General features: G+C 50.6%; 14 protein-coding genes. 4 read left to right on the top strand and 10 right to left on the bottom strand.

Going from position 1 to position 15,281, the window contains the following annotated elements; all coding sequences use genetic code 11:
- Positions 1-63 precede the first annotated feature (63 nt).
- Positions 64-1,866 carry a VanW family protein gene (locus DWY89_RS00800; protein WP_182434462.1) on the bottom strand — a complete coding sequence of 601 codons (1,803 nt, stop codon included), beginning with the start codon at positions 1,864-1,866 and terminating at the stop codon, positions 64-66.
- Between the two features lie 331 nt (positions 1,867-2,197).
- Here DWY89_RS00800 and DWY89_RS00795 point away from each other — a divergent pair, with 331 nt between their 5' ends.
- A complete protein-coding gene (locus tag DWY89_RS00795; protein WP_117795479.1) occupies positions 2,198-3,052 on the top strand; it encodes a PHP domain-containing protein in 855 nt (284 codons plus the stop codon).
- A gap of 108 nt (positions 3,053-3,160) precedes the next feature.
- Here the strand turns inward: DWY89_RS00795 and hemC are convergent, their stop codons facing one another.
- Both hemC and DWY89_RS00785 read right to left on the bottom strand, forming a co-directional pair.
- On the bottom strand, positions 3,161-5,587 hold the full coding sequence (gene hemC, locus DWY89_RS00790) for a hydroxymethylbilane synthase (RefSeq protein WP_118524291.1): 2,427 nt from the start codon (positions 5,585-5,587) through the stop codon (positions 3,161-3,163).
- 25 nt (positions 5,588-5,612) lie between these two features.
- Positions 5,613-6,095, bottom strand: a complete 483-nt coding sequence (locus tag DWY89_RS00785; protein WP_117795481.1) for a bifunctional precorrin-2 dehydrogenase/sirohydrochlorin ferrochelatase — start codon at positions 6,093-6,095, stop codon at positions 5,613-5,615.
- Between the two features lie 494 nt (positions 6,096-6,589).
- On the opposite strand from DWY89_RS00785, the gene DWY89_RS00780 reads away from it, so the two are divergent.
- Both DWY89_RS00780 and DWY89_RS00775 read left to right on the top strand, forming a co-directional pair.
- Positions 6,590-6,847, top strand: a complete 258-nt coding sequence (locus tag DWY89_RS00780; RefSeq protein ID WP_118523365.1) for a hypothetical protein — start codon at positions 6,590-6,592, stop codon at positions 6,845-6,847.
- A gap of 185 nt (positions 6,848-7,032) precedes the next feature.
- A complete protein-coding gene (locus DWY89_RS00775) occupies positions 7,033-7,269 on the top strand; it encodes a hypothetical protein (RefSeq protein WP_022359553.1) in 237 nt (78 codons plus the stop codon).
- A 202-nt stretch (positions 7,270-7,471) separates the two neighbouring features.
- Here the strand turns inward: DWY89_RS00775 and DWY89_RS00770 are convergent, their stop codons facing one another.
- A complete protein-coding gene (locus DWY89_RS00770) occupies positions 7,472-8,638 on the bottom strand; it encodes an alanyl-tRNA editing protein (RefSeq protein ID WP_118523366.1) in 1,167 nt (388 codons plus the stop codon).
- A 207-nt stretch (positions 8,639-8,845) separates the two neighbouring features.
- Here DWY89_RS00770 and DWY89_RS00765 point away from each other — a divergent pair, with 207 nt between their 5' ends.
- Complete coding sequence (locus DWY89_RS00765; RefSeq protein ID WP_022359551.1) at positions 8,846-9,097, top strand: hypothetical protein; 252 nt, start codon at positions 8,846-8,848, stop codon at positions 9,095-9,097.
- Positions 9,098-9,179: 82 nt separating this feature from the next.
- Here the strand turns inward: DWY89_RS00765 and DWY89_RS00760 are convergent, their stop codons facing one another.
- The 6 genes from DWY89_RS00760 to DWY89_RS00735 form a co-directional block, all read right to left on the bottom strand.
- The gene (locus tag DWY89_RS00760; RefSeq protein ID WP_118523407.1) at positions 9,180-9,815 is read right to left on the bottom strand and encodes a precorrin-8X methylmutase; all 636 of its coding nucleotides are present in this window, start codon (positions 9,813-9,815) and stop codon (positions 9,180-9,182) included.
- 16 nt (positions 9,816-9,831) lie between these two features.
- Positions 9,832-11,445, bottom strand: coding sequence for a cobyric acid synthase (locus DWY89_RS00755; protein ID WP_106999939.1), 1,614 nt, complete (start codon positions 11,443-11,445; stop codon positions 9,832-9,834).
- 148 nt (positions 11,446-11,593) lie between these two features.
- Positions 11,594-12,781, bottom strand: a complete 1,188-nt coding sequence (locus DWY89_RS00750; protein WP_118523367.1) for an aminotransferase class I/II-fold pyridoxal phosphate-dependent enzyme — start codon at positions 12,779-12,781, stop codon at positions 11,594-11,596.
- Between the two features lie 156 nt (positions 12,782-12,937).
- Positions 12,938-13,954, bottom strand: a complete 1,017-nt coding sequence (cbiB, locus tag DWY89_RS00745; RefSeq protein WP_243022644.1) for an adenosylcobinamide-phosphate synthase CbiB — start codon at positions 13,952-13,954, stop codon at positions 12,938-12,940.
- 23 nt (positions 13,955-13,977) lie between these two features.
- A complete protein-coding gene (locus DWY89_RS00740) occupies positions 13,978-14,436 on the bottom strand; it encodes a bifunctional adenosylcobinamide kinase/adenosylcobinamide-phosphate guanylyltransferase (RefSeq protein ID WP_118523369.1) in 459 nt (152 codons plus the stop codon).
- 15 nt (positions 14,437-14,451) lie between these two features.
- Positions 14,452-15,237, bottom strand: a complete 786-nt coding sequence (locus DWY89_RS00735) for an adenosylcobinamide-GDP ribazoletransferase (RefSeq protein ID WP_118523370.1) — start codon at positions 15,235-15,237, stop codon at positions 14,452-14,454.
- Positions 15,238-15,281: the final 44 nt, after the last annotated feature.

Raw genomic sequence — 15,281 nt, 5'->3', positions numbered from 1 at the left:
TCATTCATTTTTGCAATCTATCTTACAGCACTTTCTATATTTCACCTTAGTTTTGCCTTGATTTTAATTGCTTCCAGGTCCATTTGCTTCCACAACCGGGTTCGTTTCCTCTGGCTCTGGAGTTGTCTCCTGTGGTCCTTCGTTGGATGCCGCCGCTGTCGTGGTCGGAGCTTTTGTCTCGCCGTCAGGGCTGGACGGTGCCGCTGTGGTTGTCTCATGTGCCGCTGTGCTCTCATTAGCTGCATTTGTCTCAGCTGCGGTGCTCTCTGCTGCCGCCGTTGTCTCCGTTGCGTTGGTCGCTACAGTAGCGGAACTGTTACGTTTGATTTGCGCTGCCTTTCCACGATAGCTGCTATTGTGAAAAAATTCACGACTCACTTCTTTATCATTCTCATAGGTAACCAGATCCGTGGACCAGCGGCTGCCCGGAGTCGCTGCCTTTGTCTGCACTTCCTGCCCCGGCTGCAAGGAACCATCCTCGGTATAAACCGCAGACGGCGGATCAATCTCGCTTGTCTTCTCAGAAGACATACGAATCTTGACACCCTCTTTCAGAATCGGAACTCCATACAGTGCGATCGTCAGTTTTCGATCCGATGCGCTGAAGCTTGCCTTGATAGCCAGCGGATATTCCGAGTTGTTGACGAACTTGAAGTCCGGTCCGCCGTAGCTGACTGCCGCATCCTCGCCCGGTGTAACGTAGGACGGCTCGTAGCTGTGTGCGTGGCGCTCCGTACTTTTAAGCCCCGCAAATACAACCGCGTTATATAAGGTTGAAGATACCTGGCAGACGCCGCCGCCTGGCTCCTGGACAACCTCGCCATTTAAGTATGCGGTTGCCGGCTTGTAGCCTTTTTCTTCGGTTCTCGCACCGGTCGTATTGTTAAAGGAAAATTCCTGTCCTGGTTTGACAATCGATCCGTTTAACGCTGCGACCGCCAGACGGATATTCTCGTTTCGGTTGCTGTTGGAGGTCGTCGTGGTTGTGTAGGTGGACATTGTCTTGTACTTATCCTGTACCGACGAATCCGCTGCGACTTCCTTCGTCTCTGCGGTCAGAACGGCATCAAACTCTTTCTTGTCAATCGCATCGACCATCGCCTGTGCCAGCTTGTCCTGATCGATGACAAGTCCCTTGGTGCCCTCGCTGAACTCAAACTTGCCCGTTTCCTTATTGTAACCGGAGATACCGCCGCTCTTGGCTGCCATGTTCCAGTTTCCGGCAATCAGTGCTGCCTCTGCCTTGGCATCCTCGATCATATTTTCCGTGTTGACTTCATATGTCTCACCCGGTTTCAGATCACTTGCATAAATCTCCTCGAGAAGCTGATCAACTTTATCCGCCATCAGATTGGTGACGTCGGCCTCTTTGTCCTCGTATTTGACCTTCATCTTCCAGTCAAATGAATCAAGGATCGCCTTGCGCGCCTCCTCCTGCGTCATTCCGTAAATATTGACGCCGTTGACGGTCACCGCTCCATCTGCCACGGTACTCTCCTGTACGGCATCCGATTCGGTCGCCCCGCCTGCCGCGCTGCCCCCACCGCACCCGCGGGAGGCAATCGCCGCTATCAGGATAACCGCCAGGACACCGATCACGATCAAAAGGATCTGTGTAATATCCAGACGGTTTCTTCTCTTCTTTTTATAACGCCCGGAAGTATGCCCACTCCGACCGGCTGCCGCCCGGTTCATCGCAGTATCCCGGCGTCCCGTGCTTGTGTGCGCAGCTGTACTTTTTGTATGGCTGGATGTTCCGGACGACGAACGATGCCCGGTACTGCTGTACGAACTCAGCGTTCCGCCCTCCAATCCTCTATGTTCAAAATTCCTTCCTCCTGAAGAATTTCTGTTGTACTCACTCATTTTCCATCACCTGTCCGTCTTTTCCATGAAATTTTATTATATGTGTTTATTTGAAAATATCCCTGCTACAGTATAGCACAATTCCAGGAAAAGAAAATAACATAATTCTTAAATTAACTTATAAATTTTTTTGATCCCCACAACCTTTTCCTGGTACAAATTTCCACAGCCGCTCTGTTTTTTGTATAACGCTTCTTCTTTCAAATATATCTGATGTAAACAATCATTTTTGTTCCCGTTTACACACTGGCAAACTGCAGCGGGTATCTGCCGCATACTTGACTTTTCCATCTAATGCGGGTAGTCTTACAGCAGAAGGAGGTCTGCATCTATGCAGTTAATTGATTTACACGTTCATTCTACTGCTTCGGACGGAACACTCACGCCCACCGAAGTGACAAAGCTGGCGCTCCAATGCGGTCTGACCGCCTATGCACTGACGGATCATGATACAGTTGACGGCGTTGCGGAAGCCATGCAGGCAGCCGAGAACACCTCCCTGACTGTCATTCCCGGTGCCGAATTTTCCAGTCCTTATGAAGGAAAAGAAATCCATATTCTGGGGCTCTATCTGAACCCGCACTGCCCGGAACTTTTATCTGCACTGCGGCAGGTCCGCGAGATCCGCAACCGGCGCAATGAAGAGCTTCTCGCTTTATTTCAGGCAGATGGATTTCCCATTAAATATGAAGATTTAATTCACGGAAATGAACACACTGTCATCACCCGTGCCCATTTTGCACGCGCACTGCTTGAAAAAGGCTGTGTCACTTCGGTCAGCCAGGCATTTGATAAATACCTCGGGGACGGCAAAAAATATTACCGCCCGAAGCAGATGATTGAGCCGGAGGAAGCGATCCGCCTGATCCGTGTAGCTGGCGGTTTACCAGCGCTCGCACATCCTCTCCAGTATAAACTTGGCTGGAAAAAGACCGAGCAGCTTCTCTCCTATTTAAAAGAAGCCGGAATGATGGGCATCGAGGTTTATTATTCCTCACACTCTCAATCCGACAGTCTTCATTTACGTGAAATAGCTTCCCGTCTCGGTCTGGTCTCCACCGGCGGTTCCGATTTTCACGGTGCCAACAAACCAGATATCCATCTTGGAAGCGGCTACGGCGGTCTGCGGGTTTCTGCACTGCTGCTGGACAACATAAAAGCCCGGTTACAGCAGAAAAACAGCTAAAATGCTGATTTACCCGCTCACGCTTCTATCGGTTCCGTATGTTCAGGCATTTACAATCTATATAAAAACTTCTTCATGAACCTGCTGAACAGACGTCTGTTTATATGTTTACATATGATAGAGCGCCTGCTCAATCCCTTCTTCCGAGACGGACTCCGCCAGTACGGCTTTCATTCCCGCCGTGCTGGCGGTTTTTTCTGTCTTTTCTCCGATACAGACGGCTGTAAATCCGTTCAATGTCTCCTTATCCGGCTGTAAAATATCCAGGAATCCCTGTACCGTCGATCCGCTCGTAAACGTGACCGCATCGATCGCGCCCTCTTTTAGGAGTTCACGGATGCGCGCTGCAAGCGGCGATTCCTCCGGCGTGATCGTATCGTAAAGTGTCACATCCATATAGGATATTCCGGCAGCTTCAAATGCCTGCGTCAGTTCCGGCGAACCATGTCTGGCGCGCAGGATGCATACTCGTTCGTTCTGCTTCACCTGTTTTGCCAGCCCTTTTCCGAGATCCGCCGCATAAAAGCGCTCCGGAATATAATCTGGGTAAATGCCGTGTTCCCGGCAGACGGACGCGGTTCCCTCGCCGATCACAGCAAAACGCAGATGGGAAAGGCTCCTGAAATCTTTCTGCATCTGGTTCAAAAGCTCAAAGAAATATTGCGCCCCTGCCGGACTCGTGAGCACCAGCCAGTGATACGATTCCAGATTCCGAACCAGTTCATACAGTTTTTCTTTATCCGCTGTGCCAGCATCCGCTTTTTCTGATTTTTTCCAGACCGGTTTTAACTCAATCGTCGGAAATTCCAGCACCTCCGCTCCGGCATCGCGCAGATGTTCCGCCAGCTTCTGGCTGCGCTCCTTCGGGCGGGTAATCACGATCCGTTTTCCTGCCAACGGCTTTTCTTCTCTCCATGCACACGTATCAGCAAGCGCACAGACCTCCCCGATCACAAGGATGGCAGGCGCCTTGACGCCCTGACGCACACCCTCTTCCGGAAGTGTCTGCAGGGTTGCGCGGATCATTCTCTGGGACGCAAGGGTTCCGTTCATCAGAAATGCCGCCGGCGTCTCCGGTTTCATTCCCGCATTCAGAAGCCCCTCACAGATCCTCGGCGCATTCGCAACACTCATCAGAAAAATTAAGGTGCCGCCGACCCGAGCAAGTGCCTCAAAATCCAGAGCCGGCATGCCCTCCATACGATGTCCGGTAATCACATGAAACGATCCCGCCAATCCGCGGTGCGTCACCGGGATGCCAAAATATGCCGGAACTGCCAGGCTGGAGCTGATACCTGGAACCACCTCAAACGGGATCTGATGTTTCTTTAAAAATTCAGCTTCTTCGCCGCCGCGTCCAAAGACGAACGGATCCCCGCCCTTGAGGCGCACGATCGTTCCGCCCTTTTTCGCTTCCTCTAATAAAATTTCTAAGATTTCTTCCTGCTTCTTCGAATGGCGTCCACTCCGTTTACCAACGTCAATTTTCCGCGTATGCTCCGGAATCCAGCCCAGTACCGCGTCGCCTGCCAAAGCGTCGTAGACGACGGCATCCGCCTGCTCCAGAAGTTCTCTGCCGCGCAGGGTAAAAAGCCCTGCATCGCCAGGACCCGAGCCGATAAGGTAGACTTTCCCCAGCGGAGACAGTGCAGGCTTTCCCGATAACTGTTCCGCCAATTTTCTTCCAAGCTCCGCTGCTTTCTCTGCCTCCCCCTCAATGGAACCAATACGGACTTCTCCCGTTTCTTCCTTATAATAAAGACCTCTCAGCTTGATTTTTCCATTTTCAAGCACCGCCGAAGCTGCCGTCGGCGACGAACATCCGCCTCCAAGCGTGGCGACAAAGCCCTGTTCTGCCCTGGTTAAAACCGCAGACTCCTCAGAGTGAACCATTTTCACAAAAGGGATCTCCCGGTCACGCCGTCCCTGGATTGCCAGAATGCCCTGTCCTGCTGACGGGATCATTTCCTCCACAGAAAAATAACGGCTGATGCGATCTGCAAATCCCAGACGAATCAGCCCCGCCGCTGCCAGAATCAGCGCATCATATTCGCCAGAATCGAGCTTTCGCAAACGCGTGTTCAGGTTGCCTCGGATCCCCTTAAATTCTGCATCCGGGAATAATCTCTGCCCCTGTAGGACGCGGCGGCGGCTGGAAGTTCCGATTACCGGGTGTGCCGGAAGCTCGGATAAGCCTTCGCGCAGAACCAGCACATCGCGGCAGTCTTCGCGCTCTAAAAGCGCCAGCACCGGCAGCTCCTCTGGCGGACAGAGCGGCATATCTTTTAAGGAATGAACTGTCAGCTCGCACCGTCCTTCATAAAGCGCCTGATCCAGCTCTTTTACAAACAATCCCCTGCCGCCAACCGCATCAAGCGGACGGTCAAGCACCTTGTCTCCCGTTGTTTTCATCGTGATCAATTCAAATCCTGTCTCCGAACAGACATTCTGCATCGCTGCGATCGCCATCTTTGACTGAATAACTGCCAGCGCACTGTCGCGGCTGCCTACGCGGATCCTATTTTTATCTGCCAATTTTTAATCTCCTCTATAAAATATATTAAGTATCTTCTACCTCTGCTTCCGCCAGCACGCGGCGTACTTCTTTTGCCACACGATGCGTCAATCCCGGATCCGCTCCGCCAGAAATCAATCCGGCTGTCAGTTCTCTGCCCTGGGCGATCGCCGGGAAATAAAACTCTGACTGACTTTTATCGGAAGCCATATTAAACCAGACGGAATGGCTCGACGCATCCTCCTTGATCCGTGCATCCGTCCCCGTCTGCCCGGTCGCTGCCAGCGCCATAAAAAAGTTTTTTTCCTGCCAGATCGTATCGCGAACTTCCTCATAGGTTTGTTCAATCAGACGGATTTTCCGTGAATCCGCCAGCTTCCGTATCTCTTCCGAAGTGTTCGGTGCAATCACCGTGATCGCTGCGCCAAATTTTTCCAGCACGCCGACCCGCCTCGATGCCACACTTCCAGCTCCCACAACCAGCACCTGCCGATCTGTCATATCTATAAAAATCGGAAAATAGGACATTTCTCTTCTCCCACTATTTTCGTTTGGTAACTGTTCAGTGCCTTCACAGTCACGCGCAATAAATCCGCAGACCTACTGAACAGTTACTTCGTTTGTTTCTATGCCACCGGAATTGAGTTCATCTCTTCAAAACCGTATTTCCGTATTATTATAAGGTTTCACGTTTTATAAATCAAGCATGAGGCAGACCTATTTTTCATTTTAGAACCTCTTTTGTTTCTGTTCACGGGTAGGCACTTTTGGAACCGAAAGTGCCGTAAGAAAACGTGGTGGCAGCAGGAATTTGCCGTATTTAAATGCGAAGCCACGGCAAATTCCGTTACTTTTTACGTATGCGTGTACAGTAACCCTCTTTTATTAATACCCGCATACGTAAAAAGTAATCCTTGTTTTGTCTTGCCAGAACGATGCAGATTTTGTATACTTATAACACATTTAAATTCAATACAATGAGTATAAAAAGATTGACTAATACCAATAAAGGAGTTACAACGATGGAAGAATTTTACAAAGCAATCGAAAACAAGATCAAAGCTTCCGGCTATCCGGGCGAGGTAAACGGCGAGGATATCTACAACGACATCTGCGATCAGATGGAAGAAAAAGAAAATGGAACCTACCTGTTTCTCTCCAAAAAAGACAATGGCGTCGTATTTGAATACAAGGTAGACATTCTGGATGAGTCCTTCAATCTCTCCTATGTTCATATTACCGCAAATAACGACACGTTTCATATTGATTTTGACAATTAATAGACAATCTTTTCTTGGACATCCCTGTATTTTTGACATACAGGGATATTTTTTTAAGGATTTTTTTGGAAAATGTGAGCATTGCGCCCTTTATAGAGGTCTGTTATAATTATCATTGTTAAAAGATTGACGAAATTATAAACTGCACACAGGGTTGTGTGCCAATCCATGAAGGAGGGCTAAATATGAAAATCCAGAACATTTCCGATGTAAACACATTTTTTAAAGTAATTGATTCCTGCAAAGGAACCGTCGAGCTGGTTTCCCCGGAGGGCGACCGCATCAACCTGAAATCCAAGCTGTCCCAGTATCTGTCGATGGCAAATATTTTTTCCAATGGCTATATCAAAGAGCTGGAGCTGGTCGCTTATGAGAAAGAGGACTTAGACCGACTGATTAAATTTATGTATCAGGGAGAGTAAGCTCTCTTCTGAGGTGTACACGGTATGTATGTTGCCGTTGTATAAAAAAATGTTTGAATGATGCGATAGAAACTGTATAAAAAAGCTTTCTGGCTGCATGGCAGATTGGCTCTGCTGCACAGAAAGCTTTTTTCCGTTTTATGAATCTAAGTCAAACCGTTTCTCATACTTCACGCAGTAAACACGCAAACCTTCTAAACAGCTACGCTTCTATCCGCGCCAGCTCTTGAAAGACTTTTTCAATTTCTTCCCGCGACGCCCGGAATGTTCCCTGCACCATCTGGGTGCTCCCGCCGCCGCGTCCCTGCAGACGGGCGTTTAATTCTTTTCCGAATGCACGCATATCACGGCCGAGGCTTCCGGCTGTGTAGTTATAACCTGACGCGTCATCGCCAGAGCACACCAGCACGGTCTCTCCTTTTTCCTGTTCCAATAGCAGATTTGCAAACTGACGCACCAGAACTGGCGTCATGCCCTGCTCAAATACAGCCAGCGCTTTCTGCCCCTGCGGATAGACGTCTGCCTGCATGGTGAGAATGCGCTGCCAGAGGCGGTTGATCTCACCGTCCTTGCGCCCGCTCTCCTCTTTCAGATGGCTGACCGCCTCCGCCGCCTTCTCCGGTTTTGCAGAAAGCAGGTTAGAGATCGTCTGCATCTGCTCCGTCTTCGCCTCAAAATTCTCCAGCGCACGGTCACCACAGAGCATGGAGAAACGCACGCCGCCCTTGTAATTCATCAGGGAAAGCACCTTGATCACGCCGATCTCTCCCGTGTAATCCACGTGTGTGCCGCAGCAGGCACAGATATCCGCCCCCGGAATCTCTACGATGCGGACCTGACCGGTCAGCTCTTTCTTGCTGCGGTAATCGATGGTTTTCAATTCCTCCTCACCCGGATATGTCACCTGTACCGGAAGATTTGCCCATACAACCGCATTTGCCTTCTTCTCGATTTCCTTTAACTGTTCCCAGTTAAGCGGACCATTCAGATCGACCGTCACTTCATCGTGTCCCATATGAAATCCGACATTATCATATCCGTATGCGGCATGAATCAGCCCCGATATGATATGTTCTCCCGTATGTTGCTGCATGTTGGAAAAACGCTGTTCCCAGTCGATGGCCGCGTGAACGGTGCTTCCCACCTCCAGCGGCGCGTCCGTCTCATGAACAACCACGCCATGTTTCTCCTCCACATGTGTCACATGCACTTCCCCGATCCGTCCGGTGTCCGACGGCTGTCCGCCGCCCTCCGGGTAAAATCCGGTCTGGGAAAGTTCCACCTCAAATCCGTGCTTTGCCGGACGGCAGGCAGTGACGATGGCATCAAATTCTTTTACATACGGTGTCTGATAATATAACGGTTCCATTTTCATTCCTCTTTTCATTTCGTTGTACAATGTTCTGTGACAAATCGTTATGGATAAACATCCATGTCGATCCGCCCGGTTATCTCGATTATTTCAACAAAAAATTTATAGTAAAATATTTCCGTCCTAATTTTCCTGATTTATGGAAACTGTGGCAAGCTGCCCCTCATATGATGAAGTGTATAGAAAATCTCGGAGGACATAACCATGAGTGATTTAGCGGCTACCAACTGCGGTTGCGGATGTGATAACAACGGAGGAAGCTGCGGCTGTAATTGTGGCTGTGGATGCGGCGGTTTCGGCAACAACAACTGTCTCTTCCTGATTCTGATTCTGCTGTGCTGCGGCGGATGTGGCGGCGGATGCTTTGATCACGGATGCGGCGGTAACAACTGCGACTGCCTGATCTGGATCCTGCTTCTGTGCTGCTGCTGTGGCGGCGGTGGCTTTGGCTGCTGATAAACATCCGCCCATATCCAGCATATCTTTTGAGAATGCATCCATGTACATTTTAATACCGCAGATTTAACACCATCACATCTTATTTGCGCGTCAACTGATAAATCAATGCATTGCAGATCGCGGCGGCTACATTGCTGCCGCCCTTTCTGCCTCTTGCCACAATATAAGGAGTGTCCGGCAAGGATATAATCAATTCCTTGGACGGCACGACATTGACAAAGCCGACCGGCACGCCGATGATGAGCTTCGGATGGATTTTTCCCTCCTGAATCAACTCGTACAGACGCACCAGCGCGGTCGGTGCATTCCCAACTGCAAAAATACAGTCTTTTCCCATTTCTGCCGCCTTGTCCATGCTGGCAACCGCACGGGTGGTCCCGGACGCTGCCGCTTTCTTCGCGACATCCTCGTCCGCCATAAAACAGTAGACCTCGCCGCCCAGCGACGCAAGCGCGCGCTTGTTGATACCGGATTTTCCCATATTCGTATCAGTCACGATGCACGCCCCATTTTTCAGGGCTTCCAACGCCTTATCGACTGCGCCCGGTGAAAATACAAGCGAATCTGCGTACTCAAAGTCGGCTGTCGTGTGAATCACGCGTTTCACAATTGGTGCTTCTTTCTCCGGAAATGTCCGCTCCCCCAGCTCCTCGGTGATAATCTCAAAACTTCTCGTCTCGATCTCCGACGGCAATACCTGACTGAGTTCTTTCATTTTCTCATCCATCTATCTACACTCCCTCTTCCAGAATCCGGTAAATTGCTTCCATATCCAAGTACTTCCGCATCGTGTCTGCCAGCCGGTTGTACTGCTCTTCCCGGTATTTCTCATAATCAAACGATAATCCGCCGACTTCCGGCTCCATTCCTTTTTCTTTCATCAGCGCACAGACAATCGTCTCCGCCACCTCTGCCTTGTCAAAAATGCCGTGGACGTAAGTGCCGTAAAGGTTGTCCCGGCAGCAGCCATCCTGTTTTTCAGTGTGGTTTCCCGCCTGTTCTTCCCTGAGTTTCAATAAACTATGATTTACGGCTTTTTCCTGCTCCTTGATCACGTTCTTAACAATATCACCGCCGACCGATGATGTCTCTCCCATATGTATTTCATATCCTTCCGCCTCCATCCCCGAAAGCCCGGAAAAGATACCGCTGACCGTCCCGAAACATCCCTTGACCTGCGTCCTGGTCTTTTCTTCCTGAAACTGTGTCTGTAACGGCAGAAGTCCCATACCGGAGATCGTACGCCCAGGCACACCCGCCTCGGTTCCTTCCTGATCTGACAGCGTCTGTCCCATCATCTGATAGCCGCCGCAGATGCCCCAGATCGGCGTTCCTCCGGCTGCTTTCTTTAAAACTGCCGCTTCCAGACCATTCTGCCGCATCCAGAGCAGATCCTCGATCGTATTCTTCGTTCCCGGAAGAACAATCAGATCCGGTCGTCCCAGCTCAGACAGACGGCTCACATAACGCACCGAAACGCCGGGGATCGGGTCAAAGACGTTCAGGTCAGTGAAATTGGATAAACGCGGAAAGCGGATGGCTGCAATGTCGATCCATGCCTCTACATGTTTTTCAGATGACTCGTTTTCCTGTTTAAGGGTATTATTCCGCCCTGTGGATGAAAGGCGGCTGCTTAAGCTATCCTCGTCCTCGATATCCACATCCATGTACGGAACGACGCCGACCACCGGAATCTTGCATAATTTCTCGATCATCTCAACACCTGGATCCAGGATCGTCTTATCGCCGCGGAATTTGTTGATGATAAGCCCCTTAACCATCGCCTGTTCATCCGGTTCCAGAAGCGCTACCGTTCCATAGAGCTGTGCAAACACGCCGCCCCGGTCGATGTCCCCGGCAAGCAGTACCGGCGCACCCGCCATGCGCGCCATTCCCATGTTCACGATATCATCCGATTTTAAGTTGATCTCCGCCGGGCTGCCGGCGCCCTCGATCACGATGATATCGTACTGTTCGGACAAGTGCTGAAACGCTTTCTTGATTTCCGGGATTAGCTGCTTTTTATACTTGAAATATTCCTTCGCGGGCATTGTGCCGATCGGGACACCGCGCACGATCACCTGAGAACCGACATCGCTGGATGGCTTTAAGAGAATCGGATTCATGTCCACCGATGGCTCACAGCCCGCCGCCTGCGCCTGCACTACCTGTGCGCGTCCCATTTCCAATCCCTCGCTGGTAATATAGGAGTTCAGCGCCATATTCTGCGATTTAAACGGCGCCACGCGGTAGCCGTCCTGCTTGAAAATCCGGCAGAGTCCCGCCGCCAGCAGGCTTTTTCCCGCATTGGACATCGTTCCCTGTATCATGATTGCTTTTGCCACGGTGAAATCCTCCTTATTTTTGAGTGTCTTACCAAATAATGGTTGCTCAAAGCTATTTAATTCGAAGCTATTTTGTGCTTAACCGAAACTATTTTTCTGCCATTTGTCCTTTCAAATGACAGAGGCTATTTTATGGGTTCGTTTTATATTACAAATTCACATTGTGTTTTTCTTCAGATTGTACCTCTTTCAAAATATTTATCAACCTTTCATTTTCTCCCCGGTTCCGCACCGCCACCCGGTAATAATGACGGTTCAGCCCTTCAAAATTCTCACAGGCGCGAATCAAAATGCCATGCTCTAAACATCCCTGTTTGTAATCGCGCGAATCCTCATCCGGCGAACGGAACAACAGATAATTTGTCTGGGACGGATAAACGATAAATCCCAGTTCTTCCAGTTTTTCCGCCAGCCGCGGACGTTCCGTCTGCAAAGATTTAACCGTCCATTCCAGCAGATTTCCTTCTGAATGATCCGCCAGTACCGCAAATGCCGCCACCCCGCCCGCCTGTGCCGGAGCCGAGACACTCCACGGCTGGCGGAACTTCTCGAGGCGTTCCCGGAGTCCGGCATTGGGGATGATGCCATAGCCCAGGCGAAGGCCTGCCATTGAGCAGATTTTGGTCAGGGCATTTAAGAGGATAACGTGATCTCCAACACCATTTAACAAATTTCCAACAAACGAACCTTCTCTCCGTGTATCCAAAAACCACTGAAAACACTCGTCCAGCATAAGCCAGGTATGTGTTTCCCGGCAGACCTGTGCCAACCTTTCCAGCTCGGTGGCTGAAATGGCGCGCCCTGTCGGGTTATTGGGATTTCCGAGAATCAAAATTTTTTCCCAGACGTTTTCATGTTTAGAGGATAAAGTTGGGACCGAATCTATCTTCGATGCATCCCCGGAGCCATCGAAAAGCATGGCATACAATTCTTCCCTCGCACTCTCCAGGGAAAATCCATTTTCTTCCTTTAAATGAAGCCACCGGATCTCGCAGCCGCACATCCGAAGCGCCTGCTCATACTCCGAAAATCCCGGTGCCAGCAAAATCGCCTGTTTGGGCCGAATCGCTGAGACAACTGCATATAAAATATCCGAAGCACCGTTTCCAAACACGAGCCAGTCCTCCGGAATCGGCGTGCCGTCTGCCTCATAAAAAGCAGCCGCTGCACGCCGCAGCTTCCGGCATAAAGCATCCGGATATTGTTCCCAAGCAGCCGCCGATGCCATCACAGCATCACGGACAGCCTGCGGCATTCCAAGACGATTTGTATTGACTGAAAAATCTAACTCTACGGCTGCATCACCGTAAATATCGCCGCCGTGCGTGTATGGCATAGATGCTTCCTCCCTGTCGTTCCCTCTTTTTTGTGTATTCTTTATCTGGTTACTCTTTCCTTCGTTCGTTCTGTTTTTGATATTTTTATCTGTTTGATTGTTTCATTATTTGGATTTTTTGCCTTTTTTATATTCTTCTTTGTTAAAATCCCCTTATCAAAACAAAATCACGGCCCGCATCACCAGTGCCAGAAGTCCCATGATTCCCGCCGCTCCATACATCAGGCGGTTGACACGGCGGATGTCCTGCGGTTCAATCGGGTGTATCTCATCACCGATATATGGCTTCGGAACTAACTTGCCGAAATACCAGGCATCGCCCGCCAGTCGCAAGCCCAGCGCGCCGGCGCATGCTGACTCGGTCTGCGCGGAATTGGGGCTTTTGTGGTTCCGGCGATCACGCCGCCAGATACGGTAAGCATTCTTCCCGTCATATCGTAAAAGGTATGCAGATACTATCAATAAAAGCGCTGCCAGACGCGACGGAATCAGGTTTACCAGATCGTCCAGCTTTGCTGCCGCGCGTCCAAAATGCAGATACCTGTCATTTTTATATCCGACCATCGAATCCATCGTGTTGACTGCCTTGTACAGCCAGCCAAGAAGCGGACCTCCGATCGCCAGATAAAACAAAGGCGCAATCACTCCATCCGACGCATTTTCCGCTACCGTCTCAACTGCCGCCCGTGCGATCCCCGCCTCTGAAAGAGGTTTCGTATCGCGCCCGACAATCATCGACACTGCATAGCGGGCTCCCTCGGTATCTCCCGCCTCCAGCTTCCGGCAGACCGCCATGCTCTCATCCCGCAGGGAGCGCGCCGCCAGCAGATAGTAAGTCATGACCGCCTCGACTACTGTCTGAATCCAGATGCCGCCCCGATGGGAAATCCAGAGGATTGCGCCTGCCACACTGCCTGTCACAAGCAGCACCAGACACACAAAAAGAACGCCCGCGCGGCGTTCCCCCCGTTCCGTTGCATGCTTTTTTCCAGCTGGACGCAAATATTTTTCCAGCCACACAATCAGATTTCCGATCGCCCGAACCGGATGCGGCATCGAATGCGGATCACCCAGGCACAGATCCAGAAGATAACCTGCCAGAATCGCAGCTAAGTGATATCCGACCATTCTACCTTCTATCATTCCTGTCAATACTTTACTGATTGCTGTCATTTTGTCTACTCCCAACTATTCTTTTATTTGATCCGCATTCCCAGACCGCAGATAACCCGGTGCACTTCCTCCGAATATGCGGCGATCCGCTGGCAAATGCGCCCGTCTGTCTCCCGATAATCGCGCTCAAATGCTTCCATCGGCACAATGCCGCAGCCGATTTCATCCGCCGTCACGAATGCATCCTGATTTTCCTGCATCAGGCGTTCTGCAAACACGTATGGATCGCGCCCGGCTTCCATCTCACGCCTCACAAACAGTTCAAAATGCGTGATCAGATCCGCCTGCATGATCGTCTGTTCGTCCGTTTCTAATCTCCCATCCGCGATGCGTGCCGTAACTCTACACGCTTCTGGATTTTTCGATCGATTCAGAACAGTGGATAAGTCTTTTGTTTTCCTCCGTTCCAAAGTACGTTTTTCCCACAATTTCATCGCATACGCTGTCTTTCCTTGTTCCCTGCCGCCAATTATAAAAATCATTCTGCTTTTCCTCGCTTAAAAATTCAAAAACCGCAGGCACGTACCTGCCAGCCGCATCGCCGCCAGCACCAGCACCACATTCCGCTCGCAGCTCTGCAGAAAATGCCCTGCCAGATCGCCGTTGATGCCGCCAAATTCCCGCATGGAAAAACGATAATAACAAACGAAAGTCGCAAGTACTGTTAAGGCTGCCAGAGCGCCGCGCAGATGTCCCCAGTAAATCATCCAGCTGATCGCCAACACTGCTAAAACTGCCATACTCACGCGAACAACCTTCGTCTCGGCACTTCTGGAAAATTCAGCGGCAAGCCCGTCCTTTTTCGCCTTTGGAAATGCCACCACCGAATAGCCGCTGCAGGCGCGTTCCAGCATAAGCGCCCCCGGCAGCAGCCACACATCTGCTCCCACAAGCTCAGAAACTGCCCCCGCATAGAGAAGCAGGTACAGCCCCAGACCGATGATCGCAAACGCCCCCGTATGTGGATCTTTTAAAATCGCCAGCTTTTTTTCCCGCTCGCCGTAGGAATGGCGCGCATCCGTCACATCGAGATACCCGTCCATATGGATTCCACCAGTAATCAATAGTGGAACCGCCGTCAACAGGCAGGTCCGGAACAGAACTCCAGCACCCAAAATTTCACAGAGCGCAAACGTGGCTATCTCTACCGCCCCGATCACCGCCCCGATCAGCGGAAAAAAACAAAGCGCATAGCGCATCCGCTCTTCCGTCCAGTCCATGCGCGGCATCGGAATGCGTGAATACATGGAAAATGCAATGACAAAACTTCCTATCAGATTCAATCTTCGATCCCCCTGACTCTACTCTGTCTCGATCACCATATACT

Source organism: Clostridium sp. AF27-5AA (assembly GCF_003478415.1).
GTDB lineage: Bacteria > Bacillota > Clostridia > Lachnospirales > Lachnospiraceae > Otoolea > Otoolea fessa.
Note: the sequence above shows the minus strand (reverse complement) of the source record. Positions and strands in the feature narration are given on the sequence as shown.

Excerpts from the sequence above, each read along its gene's own strand:
- DWY89_RS00775 (WP_022359553.1), top strand. The coding sequence starts at position 7,033 with ATGAAAATCCAGAACATTTCCGATGTAAACACATTTTTTAAAGTAATT.
- DWY89_RS00760 (WP_118523407.1), bottom strand. The coding sequence starts at position 9,815 with ATGAAAGAACTCAGTCAGGTATTGCCGTCGGAGATCGAGACGAGAAGT.
- DWY89_RS00780 (WP_118523365.1), top strand. The coding sequence starts at position 6,590 with ATGGAAGAATTTTACAAAGCAATCGAAAACAAGATCAAAGCTTCCGGC.
- DWY89_RS00770 (WP_118523366.1), bottom strand. The coding sequence starts at position 8,638 with ATGGAACCGTTATATTATCAGACACCGTATGTAAAAGAATTTGATGCC.
- DWY89_RS00765 (WP_022359551.1), top strand. The coding sequence starts at position 8,846 with ATGAGTGATTTAGCGGCTACCAACTGCGGTTGCGGATGTGATAACAAC.
- DWY89_RS00740 (WP_118523369.1), bottom strand. The coding sequence starts at position 14,436 with ATGATTTTTATAATTGGCGGCAGGGAACAAGGAAAGACAGCGTATGCG.
- DWY89_RS00785 (WP_117795481.1), bottom strand. The coding sequence starts at position 6,095 with ATGTCCTATTTTCCGATTTTTATAGATATGACAGATCGGCAGGTGCTG.
- DWY89_RS00800 (WP_182434462.1), bottom strand. The coding sequence starts at position 1,866 with ATGAGTGAGTACAACAGAAATTCTTCAGGAGGAAGGAATTTTGAACAT.
- cbiB (WP_243022644.1), bottom strand. The coding sequence starts at position 13,954 with ATGACAGCAATCAGTAAAGTATTGACAGGAATGATAGAAGGTAGAATG.
- DWY89_RS00795 (WP_117795479.1), top strand. The coding sequence starts at position 2,198 with ATGCAGTTAATTGATTTACACGTTCATTCTACTGCTTCGGACGGAACA.
- DWY89_RS00750 (WP_118523367.1), bottom strand. The coding sequence starts at position 12,781 with ATGCCATACACGCACGGCGGCGATATTTACGGTGATGCAGCCGTAGAG.